15 protein-coding genes and 1 pseudogene are annotated in these 18106 nt (G+C 48.1%); 5 read left to right on the forward strand and 11 right to left on the reverse strand.

From position 1 onward, the window contains the following. Positions 1-2: 2 nt before the first annotated feature. The 10 genes and pseudogenes from pknB to H8698_RS11110 form a co-directional block, all read right to left on the reverse strand. Positions 3-1901, reverse strand: a complete 1899-nt coding sequence (pknB, locus tag H8698_RS11065) for a Stk1 family PASTA domain-containing Ser/Thr kinase (RefSeq protein WP_249313543.1) — start codon at positions 1899-1901, stop codon at positions 3-5. A 27-nt stretch (positions 1902-1928) separates the two neighbouring features. Continuing rightward, positions 1929-2648, reverse strand: coding sequence for a Stp1/IreP family PP2C-type Ser/Thr phosphatase (locus H8698_RS11070; RefSeq protein WP_177679244.1), 720 nt, complete (start codon positions 2646-2648; stop codon positions 1929-1931). 15 nt (positions 2649-2663) lie between these two features. Then, complete coding sequence (rlmN, locus tag H8698_RS11075) at positions 2664-3704, reverse strand: dual-specificity RNA methyltransferase RlmN (protein WP_249313544.1); 1041 nt, start codon at positions 3702-3704, stop codon at positions 2664-2666. Between the two features lie 16 nt (positions 3705-3720). Continuing rightward, positions 3721-5055 (reverse strand): 16S rRNA (cytosine(967)-C(5))-methyltransferase RsmB, encoded by a 1335-nt coding sequence (gene rsmB / locus H8698_RS11080; protein WP_249313545.1) that lies wholly within the window; start codon positions 5053-5055, stop codon positions 3721-3723. Between the two features lie 28 nt (positions 5056-5083). Further along, entirely contained in the window at positions 5084-5731 is a 648-nt protein-coding gene (locus H8698_RS11085; protein WP_249313546.1) for a TIGR03936 family radical SAM-associated protein, read from the reverse strand. Continuing rightward, complete coding sequence (locus H8698_RS11090; RefSeq protein WP_249313547.1) at positions 5724-7556, reverse strand: TIGR03960 family B12-binding radical SAM protein; 1833 nt, start codon at positions 7554-7556, stop codon at positions 5724-5726. Before H8698_RS11090 ends, H8698_RS11085 begins: the two co-directional genes overlap by 8 nt. 16 nt (positions 7557-7572) lie before the next feature. Continuing rightward, a complete protein-coding gene (recO, locus tag H8698_RS11095; RefSeq protein WP_249313548.1) occupies positions 7573-8319 on the reverse strand; it encodes a DNA repair protein RecO in 747 nt (248 codons plus the stop codon). Further along, positions 8310-9225: pseudogene (gene era / locus H8698_RS11100) on the reverse strand (GTPase Era). Before era ends, recO begins: the two are co-directional and overlap by 10 nt. A gap of 11 nt (positions 9226-9236) precedes the next feature. Continuing rightward, the gene (locus tag H8698_RS11105) at positions 9237-9983 is read right to left on the reverse strand and encodes a WecB/TagA/CpsF family glycosyltransferase (RefSeq protein ID WP_249313550.1); all 747 of its coding nucleotides are present in this window, start codon (positions 9981-9983) and stop codon (positions 9237-9239) included. Then, positions 9976-11457 carry a glucosyltransferase domain-containing protein gene (locus H8698_RS11110; RefSeq protein WP_249313551.1) on the reverse strand — a complete coding sequence of 494 codons (1482 nt, stop codon included), beginning with the start codon at positions 11455-11457 and terminating at the stop codon, positions 9976-9978. The genes H8698_RS11105 and H8698_RS11110 overlap by 8 nt, the downstream gene beginning before the upstream one ends. A gap of 217 nt (positions 11458-11674) precedes the next feature. Between H8698_RS11110 and H8698_RS11115 the strand changes: the two genes are divergently transcribed. From H8698_RS11115 to H8698_RS11125, 3 genes are all read left to right on the forward strand, one after another. Next, positions 11675-12553 carry a stalk domain-containing protein gene (locus tag H8698_RS11115; protein WP_249313552.1) on the forward strand — a complete coding sequence of 293 codons (879 nt, stop codon included), beginning with the start codon at positions 11675-11677 and terminating at the stop codon, positions 12551-12553. A 62-nt stretch (positions 12554-12615) separates the two neighbouring features. Beyond that, positions 12616-13116 carry an RNA polymerase sigma factor gene (locus tag H8698_RS11120; RefSeq protein WP_249313553.1) on the forward strand — a complete coding sequence of 167 codons (501 nt, stop codon included), beginning with the start codon at positions 12616-12618 and terminating at the stop codon, positions 13114-13116. Next, positions 13103-14074: a DUF4367 domain-containing protein gene (locus tag H8698_RS11125; RefSeq protein WP_249313652.1), complete on the forward strand. Its 972-nt coding sequence runs from the start codon at positions 13103-13105 to the stop codon at positions 14072-14074. The genes H8698_RS11120 and H8698_RS11125 overlap by 14 nt, the downstream gene beginning before the upstream one ends. 34 nt (positions 14075-14108) lie before the next feature. Here H8698_RS11125 and H8698_RS11130 read toward each other — a convergent pair whose 3' ends face one another. Next, positions 14109-15896, reverse strand: a complete 1788-nt coding sequence (locus H8698_RS11130) for an ABC transporter ATP-binding protein (RefSeq protein ID WP_249313554.1) — start codon at positions 15894-15896, stop codon at positions 14109-14111. Positions 15897-16211: 315 nt separating this feature from the next. Between H8698_RS11130 and H8698_RS11135 the strand changes: the two genes are divergently transcribed. Both H8698_RS11135 and murI read left to right on the forward strand, forming a co-directional pair. Continuing rightward, positions 16212-17285: a D-alanine--D-alanine ligase family protein gene (locus H8698_RS11135; protein ID WP_249313555.1), complete on the forward strand. Its 1074-nt coding sequence runs from the start codon at positions 16212-16214 to the stop codon at positions 17283-17285. Between the two features lie 3 nt (positions 17286-17288). After that, positions 17289-18101, forward strand: a complete 813-nt coding sequence (murI, locus tag H8698_RS11140; protein WP_249313556.1) for a glutamate racemase — start codon at positions 17289-17291, stop codon at positions 18099-18101. Positions 18102-18106: the final 5 nt, after the last annotated feature.

Here is an 18106-nt window from a genome sequence, read left to right on the forward strand (position 1 = left end):
GGTTAATCCTCATTTGTGCCGTTGTTGCCGCCCTCGTTTGGTTCGTCATCGCCGCCGCTGGTGGGCGTGGACGAAGGCTTCGGCGTGGAGGAGGGAGATGCGCTTGCCGAGGGCTTTGCAGAAGGTGTTGGCGTGGCGGAGGTTGCCGCTTTGCCGCTGCTGATGCGAATGTCGATGGCTTTATTTTTCTTCACCCGGTTGCCCTCAGCTTCAGACTGTTTCACAACCGTTCCCTTTTCCTTTTCGCTTGCCACCTGCTGCACTTCACCAAGCTTTAAGTCGGCGCGCTCTAAAGCAGATTTCGCTTCGTTTTCCGTTTTACCAAGCAAATCGGGAACAATGGTATATTCATTTTCGGTGTTGTCGTTTTTATTGCCGTTGCTTACGTATATGGTAACGACAGAACCCTCCGATGCAGAGGTGCCGGCCGCCGGATGGGTGCTGATAACGCGGCCTGCGGCTACGTCGCTGTTGTCCTGCCGTTCCACGGTAACGTCAAATTTCAGCGCTTTTAATGCAGAAGTTGCGTCTGCCTCCGTCATTCCTGCAACTGAGGGGATTTTTTCCATAGTGGCAGGCTGGTCGCCCAATGTGACGGTTATTTTTGCGTTGTTTTTAATTTTTTTGCCGCTTTTTGGGTCCTGCGTTACAATGATGCCCTCATCATCTGCCTGAATTTCCTTGCCGTTTTCCTGCACAATTTTCAGCTTGGTGCCTTCAATTAGTTCCAGCGCCTCGGCACAGGTGTGGTTCACAAGTTCAGGACACTCCACCTCGTTTTTTGAGCCGCCCGTCATAAACGACCAGCCCCAAATCGCTAAGGCAATCACCGCAATACCAGCAAAAATGCCGGCCACAATGCCTAAGGTGTCGCCTTTCTTTTTCTTCTTTTTCGCCTTGGCGAGCTCGGCGCGGGAGGGCTGTTTTTTCACAGGGGCTTTGCCTTGGCTGTTCTGGGATCTGCGCTGGGGGGTGCCGTTTTTCGCACCCTGGGGTGCACCGTTTTTGTTGCTTGCAGTTTGCGGATTAATCGGCGTGAATTTTTTCGTAAACTCATCTCCTTCGTCGTACCGTACCTCAGAGCCCACGTAAACCTTTTTTAAGTCAATCAGCATTTGTGTGGCCGTTTGATACCGTTCGCTCTGTTCTTTTTTCATTGCTTTTAAAATTACCGTTTCCAAGGATTTTGGAATAGACGGGTTAAACACCGACGGGCGCACAGGCTCGGTTTCTAAATGCTGCATGGCAATGCTGATGGCGGATTCCCCTTCAAAGGGGAGCCGTCCCGTCACCATCTCGTAGGTTAAAATGCCCAAAGAATAAAGGTCAGTTTTCGCGTCGGTAAACCCGCCCCGGGCCTGCTCCGGCGAAAAATAATGCACGCTGCCCATGGTGAGGCCGCCGGTGGTAATGGTTCCCTGGTTTAACGCCTTTGCAATGCCAAAATCGGTAATTTTTAAAATTCCCTCTTTAGTGATGATAATGTTTTCCGGCTTAATGTCTTTATGCACAATGCCCTTTTTGTGAGCATGCTCAAGACCGGAACAAATTTGGGAAGCATAGTCAACCGCCTCTTTCCACTGGAGAACTCCCTTTGCGCTCAAGTATTGTTTTAAGGTGATGCCCTCCACATATTCCATGACGATATATTCCAAATCGTCTTCGTTTCCTACATCATAAATTGAAACGATGTTCGGGTGAGACAGGCTGCCAGCAGACTGAGCCTCAATTTTAAACCGCTTGATAAACTCCAAATCGTCCCGGTATTCCGGACGCAGCACCTTAATTGCCACATACCGGTTTAGAACCAGGCATTTTGCCCGGTAAACAATGGCCATTCCGCCCCGGCCGATTTCCTCTATAATTTCGTATCTCCCATCAATAATCTTTCCACTCATCATGATTAGCCATCTCCGTTTCTGGTAATTTTAAAACCTGATTAAAATTACGGTTATATTATCCGTGCCGCCAGCGGTTTCCGCTTCCGCAACCAGTTTGTTTGCCGCGTCGTTTAGCGTTTCGCTTAAATTTATAACAGACAGAATTTCTTCGTCCTCCACCATGTTCACCAAGCCGTCGGAGCAGAGCAGAATTACGTCGCCCGCCTCTGCCCGAAACTCGTAAATGTCCGCTTCAACGGTCTTGTCCGTTCCCACCGCGCGGGTAATGATGTTCTTCTGAGGATGGCGCCGCGCCTCCTCCTTCGTGATTTTGCCGTTTTCTAAAAGCATTTCCACCAGGGAGTGGTCTTTTGTAATTTGCGTAATTTTCTCCCCGCGGATTAAGTATAGCCTGGAATCGCCCACCTGAACCGCGGTTACGTTGTGTTCCTCCGCAACGCAGGCCGTCATGGTGGTGCCCATGCCCGAAAGATTTCTGGCGTTTACGCTCATTTCATAAATTTCGCGGTTGGCGTCGTTTACGGCTTTTACCAAAACGTCTTTTGCATTTTTGCCGCATTTTCCAAGAACGTCCTTCTGCACAATTCCCACGGCCTTGCCGCTGGCAACCTCGCCTGCGTTGTGGCCGCCCATGCCGTCGGCAACAATGGCCAAAACCGTGCCGGACTGGTCAGGCTCGGACACAAAATAGGAATCCTCGTTTAGAGGACGGATGCGTCCGACGCTTGTAGCTGAACTCACTTCCATTCGTTTATCACCTCGTTAATTTATGTCTGTTTCTATGTGTGCTGCTTTTTTCCTGAGCTGTCCGCATGCAGCGTCTATGTCGCTTCCCAGCTCTCGCCTTACGGTAGCGTTTAAGCCTCTTTCGGCAAGCCGTTTTAAAAACGCCGCCACATGCTGTTTTTCTGTTTTTTTAAAATCACGTTCCCGCACGTTGTTCACGGGAATTAAATTGATATGGTAAAGCCCGCCGGAAAACAGTTTTGCCAATTTGTCCGCACAGGCTGTGCTGTCGTTTTTGCCGCGGATCAAGGCATATTCAATGCTGATCCGCCGGTTTGTTTTTTGAATATAATGCGTCATTGCCGCGGTTAAGGTTTCCAGCGGATATTTTTTGTTGATGGGCATAATTTCGCTTCGTAAATCGTTAAAAGGCGCGTGAAGCGAAACAGAAAGCGTAATTGGCAAGTTCAGGCTTGCCAGCTCATAAATTTTCGGCACCACCCCGCAAGTGGACAGCGAAATGTGGCGGTAGCCGATATTCAGCGCGTCTTTATGGTTCACAATTTTTAAGAATTTTACCACGTTGTCAAAATTGTCTAACGGTTCGCCGATGCCCATCATCACAATATTGGAGATTTTTTCGCCGGTTTCCTTTTCTGCCGCCAAGATTTGCTCTAAAATTTCGGCAGCGGAGAGGTTGCGCACCTTGCCGCCGATTGTGGAAGCACAGAACGCACACCCCATGGCACAGCCCACCTGGGTGGACACGCACAGCGTGTTGCCATGGTGATAGCGCATGAACACGCTTTCAATCAGGCTGCCGTCGGAAAGGCAGAACAAAAACTTCACGGTGCCGTCTTTTTTCGACACCTGTTTTTCCCGGCAGGTGAGGGTTCCGATATAATAATGTTCCGAAAGGGTTTCTCTCAGCTCCTTAGAAAGGGTGGTAATTTCGCAAATCGCGTCTGTTTTAAAAACGGCGCTGAAAATCTGTCCGGCGCGGTAGCCGGGCAGCGAAAGCGACTTGCAAAGCGCCTGGGTTTCTTCAAATGTAAGGTTTCTGAAATCTGTTTTCATGGGTTAGCCTTTTCTTCTATCTTAATTTTTTCAGCCTGCAAACAAAAAATCCGTCGCTGTTATCCGTGTCCGGAAACAGCTCGATAAATCCCGCTTTGGCCCGCTGTGCCATTTCCCCGGTGATGTGGGGGTTTTTCATTGCGTCCATTTCAAAATTCGGATTTTCCTTTAAAAAAGCATGAACGCGCCCCAAGTTTTCGGAAGGGTTTATGGTGCAGGTGGAGTAAACCAAAATGCCGCCGGGCTTTACATACTCTTTTGCCGTGTTTAAAATTTGCTGCTGCACAGATAAAATTTCATCAAAATCGGTAATGTGTTCTTTATATTTTATGTCAGGTTTGCGCCGGATAATACCCAGCCCGGAACAGGGCACGTCCAGCAGGACTTTGTCGGCAATCTGTCTAAGTGCCGGATTGGGCTCCGCCGCGTCTGCCTGTTTGGTTTTTATTATGGTAATGCCCAGCCGTTTTGCCGCCTCGTTTACGGCATGAAGCCGTTTTTCATACAGGTCTGAGGCGTAAATTTGTCCGCAGTTTTCCATCAGCTCTGCTAAGTGCGTGGTTTTGCCGCCCGGTGCGGCGCAAAGGTCTAACACCGTGTCGCCCGGCTCGGGCGAAAGGGAAAGTGCTGCAAGCTGTGAGCTTTGGTCCTGCACAGTGAAAAGAGCAGAAAACTCCCGTCTTGCCTGCTCGCTTGCGCCAAACAGATACAGTCCGCAGTCGGTAAACGGCGTTTCTTTCGTTTCAATGCCGGCGCGGTGCAGTTTTTCAGCCAGCTCCTGCCGGGTTGTTTTTAAAATATTTACCCGAACACAGAGGGGCGGTGTTTCGTTCCCTGCCGCCAAAAGCGCCTCTGCACGGCTCTTGCCAAAGGTGTTTACAAAAAACGAGGTCAACTCCTCGGGGTAGGAGAATTTTACGCTGAAATACTTTACGGCGTCTTTTTTTAAGGGCGAAAGGTCAGCCCCGCCGCTTCGCAGCACCGACCGCAAAACAGCGTTTACGAACCCCGCCGTGCGGCCGCGGCTTCGTTTTTTCGAAAGGGAAACCGCCTCTGACACAGCGGCGTGGTCGGGAATTTTATCCATAAACAAAATCTGATAAACGCCCAACCGCAAAATGTTTAATACCGTCGGTTCAATTTTTTTCAGGCGCAGGGAAGAGTTTGCGCGGATGATGTAATCTAAATAAAGCTTGTTTCGGTAAACGCCGAAAACCAGTTCTTTTATAAAAGCGGCGTCTAAGGGCGAAAAGCTGTTCGCCTTTAAAACCTCCATATACACCAGATTTAAATATCCGTGATTTGTTTCGGTTTTCGTTAAAATTTCAAGTGCCACCTGCCGCGCAGTCAATTCGTTCACCCCATTTCGGTATGTAAAACTACATCATCGGTTCGCCCCGTTCCGTTAGAATGCCCGTGCGGCAAATGCTGACCGTTTGGGGACGAAATTCTTCTATATATGTTTTCATTGCCTCTATTAATAAATCTGGTTTTAAGTTTGCGTTGCTGCCTGCGGAAATCACTGCAGAAAAGGAGTGTTCCTCTTTCCGGCACAAATCCATAATATCGGACCGAATGTCCGCCACGCCCTCGGAGCGTTTTGTTTTTTTCACAATTTCAACGGTTTCGCGCTCTAAAAAGCGTTCCAGGTTGTCTGCATCTATTTTCGCGTCTGTGGTGATATCATAACTTGCGTAGCGGATTTCCTTTGCTTTCCTGCTGGTTTCGTTTAACTCGCAAATTTGGGGAATTTCCATGCCCAAAGGCGCTGCGGATTTTAATTTTTTCAAGCACTCCAGCATGCTGACGCTTTTTTCAAACTCGGCGTCTAAATATTCGCAGGACGACTCAAACCCCACAGACAGCGGCAGCAGAACCGACATTTTCGGGTGGGGGTTAAATCCGTTGGAATATGCCACGGGCAGCTCCGCCCGGTGAAACATGCGCGTAAACAGACGGATCATGTCTAAGTGGGACACATATTTCATGTCGCCATACTTTGTAAACTGAATGCGGAATTTAGCCACAGAACCCACCTCCAAACGACGGAATGACGCCGCAGCCGGCGCATTTTTCCCGGCAGTTGGCGGTTGGCTCGCCCCGCTTTGCCTTTTCGTTCTCATTCATCAAAAACGCTTTGGAGACGCCGATGTCAATGTGATCCCAGGGGAGAATTTCTTCATAGCTGCGCTCCCTCTCGTTATAAAATGAGGGGTCAATGCCGGTGTTTGCAAAGGCGGTTTGCCATGTTTCCATGTTAAAAAATTCGTGCCAACTGTCAAACTTTGCGCCCAGCCGGTGCGCTTCAACCAATACTTTAGAAAGCTTTCGGTCTCCACGGGCAAACACGCCCTCTAAAATGCTTAAAGAGGAGTCGTGCCAGTTATAAGAAACGTAGCGGTTTTTGATTGCGTCTTTTAAAAGCATCTGTTTTTCAAACAGCTGCCCCTGTGTGTTCTGCCCGAACCACTGGAAGGGCGTGAAGGGCTTCGGCACAAAGGAGGAAACGCTCACCGTAACCCGCAGGTTTTTGTTGCGTATTTCCTTCGGCGTGTGCTTGTAGATGGAAACCACCTCGTCTGCCAACTTCGAAATTCCTAAAATATCGTCTTCCGTTTCGGTGGGCAGGCCAATCATAAAATAGAGCTTAATTGTGCCGTAGCCGCCGGAAAACGCCGTTTGCGCCGCAGTGCTTAAATCCTGCTCCGTAATGTTTTTATTAATTACGTCCCGAAGCCGCTGGGTTCCTGCCTCCGGCGCAAAGGTCAGGCCGGATTTTCTTACTTTTTGTACCTTTTGCATAAGCTCTATGGAAAAGTTGTCCAGCCGAAGTGACGGCAGAGACAGGCCGATTTTTTTCTGCTCCGTAAGGGCAAGAAGCCCGTCGGTAAGCTCTTTTAAGCTTGTATAGTCGCTGGTGCTTAAAGAGGAAAGGGAAATTTCTTCATACCCTGTGTTCTGAATAAGCCGCTGGGCCAAGGAAAGCAGCGTTTCCGGCGACCGCTCCCGCACGGGGCGGTAAATCATGCCCGCCTGGCAGAACCGACAGCCGCGGATGCAGCCGCGGAAAATTTCCAGCATAATTCTGTCGTGAACAATTTCCATAAACGGCACAATGATATTGTCCGGCGCAAAGGAGCTGTCAAAATCCTTTATAATCCGTTTTTTTATTTTGTCCGGCGCATGTTCATCGTTTTTCGTAAAGGATTTGATGGTGCCGTCTTCGTGATATTCCACATAATAAAATTTTGGCACATAAATGCCCTCAATGACCACAATTTCCCGCAAGAAATCGTCTTTTTTGCCGCCGTTTTGTTTCACCCTGCGGTAGACGTCCATCACTTCCATCATGATTTCTTCGCCCTCGCCCAGCATAAAAAAGTCGATAAAGTCGGCCAAAGGCTCCGGGTTATAGGCGCAGGGACCGCCTGCACAGATGATGGGATATTCCTCGTCCCGGTCTTTTGCATAAAAGGGAATGCGACCCAAATCCAACATATTTAAAATGTTGGTGTAGCTCATTTCATACTGAAGCGTAAATCCCAAAAAGTCGAACTCTTTGGCAGGCGTTTTGGTTTCCAGCGAAAACAAAGGAATGTTTTCTGTACGCATCTGCTCCTCCATGTCCACCCAGGGGGCAAAGAACCGCTCGCAGTAAATGTCTTCTGCAGTGTTCAGCAGGTGGTATAAAATTTTCATTCCTAAATGGGACATGCCGATTTCATACACGTCGGCAAAGCAGAAGCCAAACCGGATGGAAATATCGTCAAGCGCCTTGTGTACGCTGTTATATTCGTTCCCGATATAGCGGGAAGGTTTTTCAACTGTTTTTAAAATTGCATCTAAATTCATAAATTCCTCCGGAAAATTAAAGTTTTCCTGTAATTTGTTTTAAATATGCCAAAGACGGCAAAGGGCGGGAAAACACCTGTTCGCACATTTTTTCCGTGCACTGGGCAAACTCGTCGATTGCACTTTTTGAAAGCGCAAAGGAAAAGGCCTTTTTGTCGTCGCTGTTTTGCGCATACCGCATGGCGGCCAGGGTGTTTTCGGTAATAATGCATGCGTCTGCCAAAGCGCCGCAGCCGCGGCAAACCGTTCCTCCTGCCGAGGGGCTGAAAAAGCACAGCTTCTCGGTATCGCCGCACACTGTGCAGGCGTCAAGCTCTGGGGCAAACCCCAAATAGCACAAAAGGCGAAGCTCGAACACGCATTTTATCAGCTCCATGTTCTTGCTGGAGTTTGAGAGCAGGTATAACGTGTTTAAAAGCAGGGGCAAAATGGCTTTTGCGTCCTCAGCGCCGGGGTGAAACGCGGCGGTGAGCTCTGCAAAGTATGATGCAAAGGAAAGCCGCTCAATGTTGGAGGAAAGGCCGAAAAACCCCTCTTTTTGTGCGCTTTGCGTCACAACAAAAAGTTCCTTGCCCGGCCGGAGCACAAAATCGCTGTAGCCAAACACCTGGCTTCCGGCAGCAAGCTTGCTTTTCATGTTTTTAACGCCCTTCACAGAGGCGGAGACCAGCCCTGCTCCGCTGGTCAAAATTTTAATAATGGCGTCTTTTTCTCCCACATAAGTCCGTTTTAAAATAACGCCGTCTGTTTTTATCAGTTCCATGCCATCGCCACTCGTTTATTGTAATTCAAACCCAAAGTTTGCAATTTTGCCTCGTTTGTTCCGCCAGTCTTCATTCACCTTAACCCACAGGGACAAAAACACCTTTTTAACATGCATGCGTTCAAGCTCAGTGCGGGCCTCGGTACCGATTTTTTTCAGCATTTCGCCGCCCTTGCCGATGATAATTCCCTTGTGGGACTGTTTTTCGCAGTATATGTTTGCCTCAATGGTAAGCTTCGAGGCCGACTCCTCAAAAGAAAAGATTTCAATTGCAATGCCATGGGGCACCTCTTTATTCAGGCTCCTGAGCAGCTTTTCCCGAATGATTTCTGCGGCAATCTGGCGCTGGGGCTGGTCGGTCACCATGTCCTCGGGAAAATATTGGGGGCCGGGTTTTATAAATTTTTCAATCTCTGCCTTCACGGCGTCTACCCCGTCGGATTTCCTTGCGGAAATGGGCACTACCGCGGCAAACTCGAACACACTGGTATATGCCGCGATAACAGACAGCAACACGTCTTTTTTCACTGTGTCGATTTTATTAATCACCAAAATCACAGGCGTTTTTTGTTTTTTTAAACGCTCAATGATTTTTTCCTCCGTCCGTCCCACGTTGGCAATTGGTTCCACCAAAAGCAAAATGGCGTCGGTGTCAACTAAGGCGTTATTTGCGGATTTTACCATCATCTCCGCCAACATGCTGGTAGGTTCGTGAATTCCCGGCGTGTCGGTAAACACAATTTGTTTGTCTTCGTCTGTTAAAATTCCCAAAATGTTGTTTCTGGTGGTTTGGGGCTTGCTGGAGATAATTGCAATTTTTTCGCCCACAAGGCGGTTTATTAAGGTGGATTTCCCCACGTTGGGCCTGCCGATTATACTGACAAAGCCGGATTTAAATTCTGCCATTTAAAATCTCCTTATTTTTCTAAATATTGTTTCCCGTGGAGCAAAACCGTAAAGCCGAATTTGGGCAGCGCCAACATTCTGACAAACCGGGACGGCTGTTTGATCAGGCGGTAAAGCCACTCAAGCCCCAGTTTCTGAAACCCGACTGGTGCTCGCTTCACCGTGCCTGCAAACACGTCTAAGCTGCCGCCGATTCCCATACATACTTTGGCACCCAGTTCATGTTTATGTGTATCAATCCAAAGCTCCTGTTTGGGAAAGCCCAAACACACAAACAAAAGGTCCGGCTTTTTCTCGTTGATGTCTTCTATAATTCGCTGCTCTTTTTCTGTGTCAAAATATCCGTCCGCCGTGCCGCAGATATTGGTTCCGGGGTAAAGACGGCAAAGGTTTTCCGCCGCAGCCTCTGCCACGCCGGGTTTTCCGCCGAACAAATAAACCGATTTGCCCGTTCCTGCAATTTTGGCTAAAACCATGTTTGCCAGGTCGAATCCGCCCACACGCTCGGGTAGCGGCCGTTTTAAAATTTTTGAAGCGTGCACCACGCCGATTCCGTCAGGCGTTACCATGTCGCCCCGGTTTAAAACCGCACAGTATTCAGGATTTTTATAAGCATATAAAATAATTTCCGAATTGGGGGTATATACGCTGTAAACGGAACCGCCGTCCATTGCCGCAACTAACGTTTCCGCCGCTTCTTTCATTGCAGCGGTGTCAACGCCCACGCCCAAAACATTCAGCCTTTTTTTGTCACTCATTGGTTTCCTCCGTCACATGATAAAATTCATCCATATACAAAACCTGCTTTCCCTCGGTGTCCACATTTTCTAAGGAATATACGGGAGTAATGGTTTTAATCTTTATATTCCGCGCGCAGGCGCGGACAGCGCCGGTAACCGCCCAGTCCGCATAAAAAACGCTTTTCACATGGTCTTTGTAAAAAGACGTCTGCGGTGTGATAACCTCCTGCGAAAGCACTAAAACCGTTTCTTTTTTGCCGGCCAGCACCTCGTCGTCTAAGTGCTGTAACACCTCGTTTACAATTTGGCCGTCCAATTCGCTCACTGCTTTGTAAGTGTGCACCTCATTTACACAGCCCACCAAAAAAACCGACGTTAACAAAAACAGCGCGGCGGTTTTCGCACAGCGGTTTTGAAACGCCAAGGCCAAAAGCGGCGCAAACAGCACGCAAAAACCAGGCAGGCAAACCACAATGCTGCGGTAGGTCAGCCAAACGTCCGGCACCAATATGTTGGGCAGAAGGGGCAAAACAATCAGCAGCAGTCCCAGCGGCACGCACAGCTTTGCTTCGGCAAAGAGTTTATATTTTCCGCCGGCATATGCACAAAGAACAGAAACACATAAAATCAAAATGCTGATAACAATGCCGAAAACGCCGTTCTGCATTAGAATTTTCAGCCCGTCTAAAAAACCTGCGGCAGTGGTGCGGTAAAGTCCGGCGGTGAAGATATATCCAAACTGGGAGAAAAGCTCGCCCAGCCGGGCGCCAATGTGGGTGACAGAAAATTCTGCGGCACGGCTGCCTAAAGCGCCGATGTGGGCCGCCAGCTTATAATAGACTAGCACCGCGGCGGTGCACAAAGCCGGAATCGCCAAAAGCCACAGGCGTTTATACTGTTTTTCATCAAAGGTAAATTTTAAAATAATCAGCCCCTGAACAAGCCCGGACAGCACGGTGACAGACTCATAAAATCCGAAAGAGGCCAGGGAGCAGACCGCGTAAAGCAACAGTTGCCAGGCTTTTCTTTCTTTTATATATGTGATTAGAAGATATACCGTAAGCGCGGTGAAAAACAGCCCCACCACAATCCTTGAAGACGCCGAAATCCAATATGTTCCCTCAAACCCCAGGGGAAGCAGCAGGTAAACCGCGTAGAAAAACGGTGTAACGGCGATTCCACACATTGTGAAACACCGGTCAAACAGCTTTGCAGACAAAAACAACAACGCGCAGAGAATGAGCAGCGCAAAAACCATGTTGGGAAAAAACGCACCCCAAACTGCCGGGTCGAAAAACGCCGCCAGGGGCCGGTTTGACGCGGTGCCAATTCCAAAATAAACTCTGGAAAGGTTGTCATACAGCGGATAGCAGCCATATTGAACATAGTCGTCCAGCACGCAGAAGTAAGAAAATCCTGCGCTGAAAACCTTTATGAACAGGGCCGCGGCAAAGGCTGTGTCCAAAAATAAGCCTGTCGTTGTTTTTTTCATACAAATCTCCTGTTTATACATAATTATACAAAATATATTATAACACGGAACCCATGAAAAAACAAGAAAAATCGTTGGTGTTCACAGAATGTAAAGGTTTCGTAAAAGTTTCGATAAATTTTTTTTGATTTCCTGCAACATTTTTGCCTTACCAGTTGTTTATATCAGTGAAGGGCCCAAAAAACAAATTATGATACAACTTCAGGAGGTAACCATCATGAAAAAATTTACTACATTATTATTAAGCGGCGCGTTAATCTGCGCACAGTCGTTTGCAGTTTCGGCAGAAGGCAATTTAATATCAGCGGGCGGCGAAAACAACTACAGTATTTTTGTGAATGAAGAAAAACTGGACATTGGGAACAAAACGGTATATACTAAAGGGGATCAAATTATGGTTCCTGTCCGTTTCGTTGGTGAAAAGCTTGGCTTTGCGATTGAGTGGAAGGCAGAAGACCAGGGAATTTTCTTAGACAACGGAACTGTGAACACATCGGTTTACATAGGGGCTGACAGCTACTTTAAGGCAAGCTCCGTTGCAATCGGCATGTCTGCGCCGACGGCGCTGGGCGCGGCCCCCGAACTGAAAGACGGCACAACCTTTGTTCCGGCCAACATGTTCAAAATTTTATTTGGCAATGACGATGCGGTTATCGTGAAAGACAACACGATAACCTTTCAGGTGGAAACAGAGTCGCAGGTTCAAATTCCCAACCCTGTAAAAGAGCACAAAACGGTGGAAGACGCAATTGTGGCATCAGGTTTTAACGCTGTTGTTCCAACCAAGCTTCCGGAAGGATATGAAATGAGCGCAGTTACCACTATTTCAAACCGAATGCTTCAGATTTTCTATGAATCGGGAAACGGTGTAATTTCATACAGAACGGCTGTAGGGGACGAAGATATCAGCGGTGACTATTCTGTTTATGAATCTGTGAAAGACGTAACAATCGGCGGGCTCACCGTAACCGTAAAGGGCGAGGGTGAAACCGTTCACAGCGCAGCTTGGACGAATAGCGGCGAAACGTTTGCCCTTCACGCAGAAAATGGACTTTCTATGGATGATATCCGCGTTATCATTGAAAATATAAAATAAAATTTTTAAAGGCTGTGGTTTTACAGGCCGTGCGGCGGAAATGAAAAAAGGAGGCATCTTGTTTGGAGTCGACAGAACAGACCATATCCCGGCTTTTAAATTTATACGGCGATATGATACTACGATTATCCTTTTCCTATTTAAAAAACATGCAGGATGCCGAAGATGTTGTGCAGGAAGTTTTTATCAAGTTTATGGACTATACCCCGAATTTTAATGACAGCGGCCACGAAAAGGCCTGGTTCATGAAAACGTCTGTTAACCTTTGTAAAAACAAGTTAAAATCCTACGGGAGAAAACACACCTCCTTTTTTGAAGAGGAGGCCCAAATTCCGGTTTGCGACAGCTATGACGAGGGAAGCGATGTAACCCGCGCGGTTTTAAGCCTTCCTGAACAGTACCGCGTTGCGGTACACCTTTATTACTATGAGGGATACCGCACTGCGGAAATTGCAAAGCTTTTGCATCAAACACAGACAACGGTGCGTTCCCATTTATTCAGGGCCAGAAAGCTGCTGAAACAAATTTTAAAGGAGGATTATGACTTTGATGAACCGATATAAAGCGTCGATGGATAAAATTGTTTTGTCCGACGAAATGAAAGCAAAAGTCATGAATGCCGCCCTTTCACATAAAAAAAACAGAAAGAAAATAATATACCGGCGCATCCGGTATGGAAGCCTTGCGGCGTGTGTGCTTTTATTTCTATGTCTTGCGCCGGTTTTAAAAAAAGTTCCTTTTGGCGGGCAGAGCGCTCTGCCGGAGGAGTTTGTGCCGACAGAGCCGCCGGCGCAGCAGACATCCAACGCGCCAACGGCGGAGAGGGATGAAATAGTTACGGCAGAGAAGCCAACACCCCCTGCCAGCCAGGAGAAACCTGCGGTTAAAACGCCGGCAGGAAAACCGGAAAAACCAAAGACTGGGAACGGGCAGAGCGATGGGTCTGCACAGACAGCGCGACCGGACGGCTCCGCAAACAAGCCGGATACGCCGCAGCAATCCGCTCCTCCGGCAGACGCCGAACCCGGCGGGAATGCCTCCTCCGGCGTGCTTCCACCGTTGGAGAGCCAGCTGCCCTCTGACGGAGAACCGCCTGAAGATACGCTTCCTTCTGTTAACGGCGGAAATCCGATGCAGGGCGCAGAGGAATTTTCTGAGCTTCATGCCCTTGCAGGCTTCGATTTTTTTGTGCCGGGATATATGCCGGAAGGGCATCAAATTACAAATATGTCTCAGCTGGGAAAAGATTTTATTCAGGTTGATTATGAAAGTGAAGACGACAGGCTCACCTACCGCACGGGAACCGGATCCGGTGATATCAGCGGCGATTATAACGCCTATGAGCTGACAGAAACCGAGCAATTCGGCGAAAACGCTGTGACGGTAAAGTCAAGCGGAGGGCTGTGCAAAGTTGCCGTTTGGCAAAATGGCCCGGCTGTGTTTTCTATCACCAGCAGCCATGGAATTTTAAAAGAAGAATTAAAAGCCATCATTTTAAATCTTGTATTTATTGAAGAATAAAAAAAGCCGGGCCGCATTTGCGGTCCGGCTTTTTTTATTTGTTATACTTTAAAAGTTCGGCAAACGTGCCGCCTTCCTTTTGACTGAGTGCGTCATAGGAGCCTTCTTCCACAACCTTACCGCTTTCAAACACCAAAATGCGGTCTACATTTCGAATGGTGGAAAGCCTGTGGGCAATGATGATAACCGTGTGGGTTTTCATTAAGGTTTCCATTGCGTCTTGAATGGCGTGTTCCGAGATGTTGTCTAACGCCGAGGTTGCCTCGTCAAATATTAAGATATCGGGGTTGCCCAAAACCGCGCGGGCAATGGCAATGCGCTGCTTCTGTCCGCCGGAAAGGTCTAACCCGCCGTCGCCTACCACGGTGTTCCACCCGTTTTCCAGCTCGTTTACAAACTCGTGCACGTGGGCAATTTCCATTGCGTTTACAATATCTTTGTTTGAAGCATCGGGCCGGGCAATTTTAATGTTATCCCAAATGGAACCGTAGAAAATGAAGGTGCTCTGGGGAACAATTCCAAACGACACCCGAAGGTCGTGGAGGCTGTAGTCTCGCACGTCCTTGCCGTGAACCAGCACCGCGCCGTTTTGCACGTCGTAAAGCCGCATGGCAAGCTTTGAAAAGGTGCTTTTGCCGCTTCCGCTGCTGCCAACCAATGCCACGCTTTCGCCGTAGCGGATGCTGCAGCTGAAGTTTTCAAATATTTTTCTGTTTTCATACGCAAAGTCAATGTTTTCAAACGCAATGCAGGGCTTTTGCTTCTTCATGGCGCTGTCGCGCTCAACTTCCACGCTTCTTTGGCGCGTTTCCTCTTTTTCAGGGGTGGCGGAGCTGGTGTTTAAAATGGCCATGATTTTGTTTAAGCCCGATTCGGCGCTGCTCTTTTGCAGGCCGATGTTCAGCCAGGTGATTAAAATGCCCAGAATGGAGGTCATGCTGGATAAAAACGCATAGAGCACACCAACGGAAACGCCCCGGTAAACACAGGAGATTGCGCCGACAAAATATACCACCGCCGTGCCGATATACTGAATTAGTTCAGGCTTTAAAGACTCCTTTTGCTGAGAGGTGGAAGCCACTACGCCTTTTTCATACATCTGACCTAAAATGTTTTGAAAGTTTTTAAACGTGTTGTCTTCAATGGAATAGAGCTTCACCGCGTCCATACCGTTTAGGGTGTCGCTTAAATATTTGCTGGCCTCGGCCTCGCTGCGGATATAGTCGGTGGAAACCCGCCGCATTTTCCGCCGGGCAAACTTGTTAAACAGCGCCATAACCATTGCGGTGGCAAGCAAAATTACGGTGAGCACCCAGTCGTAATACAACAGGGCGGTGAGTGAAATTGCCAGAGATACCACCTGGTAGGGCACACCCATAAAAATTTGGCTCATATAGGTTTTAATGTTCACCATGGGAGTTCCCATAATGCAGTTAAACAGCTCGCCCGCCGAGGTGCTTTCGTAAAACTTCATGCCCATTTGCTGCACATGGGCAAAAAATTTCGACCTCAGGTTGAACAAAGAGCCCTCTAAGGCGCGGAACATCTTGGTAAAGCCCATTCGCCAGATGAACACCCTGGTGGTCGCAATGGCGATGTATAACAGGCAAAGCATCCCTACAAACCGGATTTTGTCGTTGGGCATCAACGCATCATTTGAAATTCCGCTGTCAACAATATATTTAATTACAAGGGGCTGAACGGCCACACAAACGCCCACAATCAGCGCACAAATCACGCAGAAAATCAGTTTTCCCTTGTGTTCGCGGATGTAGGGCCACATATGAATCCAAAAGCCTTTTTTATCATTGTTCTGTTTCATAACAATCACGCACGCTTTCTCAAAATTGAGCTTGTAGCTTGTTTTTGTTATTTCTTTTCAATCGTGATAATTATATGCCGTTCTTTTGGAAAAGTCAATACATTCCTGCCATGATTTTATTACAATTTTATATCTCCAATATTACAGCAAGATTAAGCTTGTTTCTTTTTTGTCAATGAAAATTTACTGTTTCGTGAATAAAATTTTAAATTTGTGATACAAATGAAAAAAAAGATTGTATAACGGCGGCAAGTGTACTATAATATAATAAGATTGTCATAATTATATGTGAATTGATGGAAAGGACGTAACGTTATGAAACCTGCTGTTTGCGTCGTATTTGGCGGCAAATCATCAGAACATGAGATATCCTGTATGTCGGCTTATAACATTATCAGCCACTTAAACAGAGAAAAATACAGCCTGCTGCTTGTGGGAATTACAAAAGAGGGAGAGAGCTTTCTCTACAGCGGAGACATTTCCCATATTAAGGACGGAAGTTGGGCAGATGCGCCCGGCAAATCCTGCGTAATTTCCCCGAACCCCAAGCACGGCGGCCTGATTATTGTGAATAAAAACGGCGACTTTTTCACAGAACATGTGGATGTTTATTTTCCGGTTCTCCACGGCAAAAACGGCGAGGACGGCACCATTCAGGGCGTTTTTGAACTTTCGCAGGTTCCCTATGTGGGCAACGGCGTCACCGGTTCCGCCCTGTGCATGGATAAAATTTTGGCGAAAAAAGTGCTGATTCAAGAGGGAATTCCCGTAACCGAAGGGTTCGACCTGGTACATAACGCGGCGGACAGTGTGGACGCGGCGGACGAACAAATTTGTAAAACCTTTGGCTATCCCGTTGTAGTGAAGCCTGCCAATGCAGGGTCTTCTGTTGGAATTACGCTGGTTCAGGATAAAAACGAGTTAAAGACGGCTTTAAAAGTTGCGGCAAACGAAGATCGGCGGGTTTTGGTGGAAAAAATGATGGGCATCCGCGAGGTGGAGTGCGCCGTTTTGGGTAGCCATGAAAAGGCTGAGGCCTCGTGCCTGGGAGAAATTGTGAAAACCACGGCCATGTATGACTATGACACCAAATATATTGACGACACCGCCGGGCTGGAAATTCCCGCAAAGCTAGATGGGGATTTGACCGAAACCATTCGCGGTTTGGCAGTGCGCGCCTTTTATGCGTTAGACTGCACCGGCCTTGCAAGAGTTGACTTTTTTGTGGAGAAAAACACAGGCAGGGTTTGTTTAAACGAAATTAACACTCTGCCGGGATTCACAGACATCAGCATGTATCCCATGCTTTGGGAGCGCAGCGGCCTTGAAAACAGCGTTTTGCTTGACAGATTGATTGACTTTGCTATGAATGAGTTCGGAGGGAGATAAACGTTGTCTTCAAACTATATTGGGATTTTCGATTCCGGTCTCGGCGGACTCACCGCGGTGAAAGAGCTGATGCATCTTTTGCCCAATGAGCCTATCGTCTATTTCGGCGATACGGGCCGCGTCCCCTACGGATCGAAATCCAACGACACCATTATTAAGTACACAAAAAGCGACATCCGGTTCTTAAATACATTTGACTTAAAGCTTATTGTCATTGCCTGCGGCACCGCCAGCACCATTGCGCTGCGGTCGGTGGAGGGAATGGTTGACGTTCCGGTTTTCGGCGTGGTTGGCGCGGCGGCAAAAGCGGCGGTCGCAGCCACGGAAAATAAGCGTATCGGCATCATCGGAACGGCGGGTTCTATCCGCTCCGGCGCGTATGAACGGCTGATTGCAGAAATTGATGAAAGCATTTTTACCATTTCGAAGCCTTGCCCGCTGTTTGTCCCTTTAGTGGAAAATGGGTTCACCACCGGCGAAATTGCACAGCTTGCCGCGAAGCACTATTTAACAGAGATGAAAGAAGCGGGCGTGGACACGCTGATTATGGGCTGCACCCACTATCCGCTGCTGGCGGAAACCATTGGCGGGGTTATGGGACATCATGTGACGCTTATTGACCCGGGAAGGGTCACCGCCGGGTTTGTGAAAGACTATTTAGAGCAAAACGGGCTTTTGTGCACCGGGAAGGCAGACGGACAGTATCAATTTTTTGTCAGTGACTGTCCGGACGATTTTGCCGAGCTGGGATCTAAGTTTTTGCAGCAGGAGATTCCGGGCGGCGTAGAAAAAATTGATATTGAAAAATACATGTGAGGAGA

The organism is Congzhengia minquanensis, from assembly GCF_014384785.1.
In the GTDB taxonomy this organism is placed as follows: domain Bacteria; phylum Bacillota; class Clostridia; order UBA1381; family UBA9506; genus Congzhengia; species Congzhengia minquanensis.

Bases quoted from the DNA above. Each gene is read 5' to 3' on its own strand.
- H8698_RS11135 (WP_249313555.1), top strand. From the start codon at position 16,212: ATGAAACCTGCTGTTTGCGTCGTATTTGGCGGCAAATCATCAGAACAT.
- H8698_RS11110 (WP_249313551.1), bottom strand. From the start codon at position 11,457: ATGAAAAAAACAACGACAGGCTTATTTTTGGACACAGCCTTTGCCGCG.
- pknB (WP_249313543.1), bottom strand. From the start codon at position 1,901: ATGATGAGTGGAAAGATTATTGATGGGAGATACGAAATTATAGAGGAA.
- H8698_RS11130 (WP_249313554.1), bottom strand. From the start codon at position 15,896: ATGAAACAGAACAATGATAAAAAAGGCTTTTGGATTCATATGTGGCCC.
- rlmN (WP_249313544.1), bottom strand. From the start codon at position 3,704: ATGAAAACAGATTTCAGAAACCTTACATTTGAAGAAACCCAGGCGCTT.
- H8698_RS11105 (WP_249313550.1), bottom strand. From the start codon at position 9,983: ATGAGTGACAAAAAAAGGCTGAATGTTTTGGGCGTGGGCGTTGACACC.
- H8698_RS11090 (WP_249313547.1), bottom strand. From the start codon at position 7,556: ATGAATTTAGATGCAATTTTAAAAACAGTTGAAAAACCTTCCCGCTAT.
- H8698_RS11070 (WP_177679244.1), bottom strand. From the start codon at position 2,648: ATGGAAGTGAGTTCAGCTACAAGCGTCGGACGCATCCGTCCTCTAAAC.
- recO (WP_249313548.1), bottom strand. From the start codon at position 8,319: ATGGAACTGATAAAAACAGACGGCGTTATTTTAAAACGGACTTATGTG.
- H8698_RS11125 (WP_249313652.1), top strand. From the start codon at position 13,103: ATGAACCGATATAAAGCGTCGATGGATAAAATTGTTTTGTCCGACGAA.
- H8698_RS11115 (WP_249313552.1), top strand. From the start codon at position 11,675: ATGAAAAAATTTACTACATTATTATTAAGCGGCGCGTTAATCTGCGCA.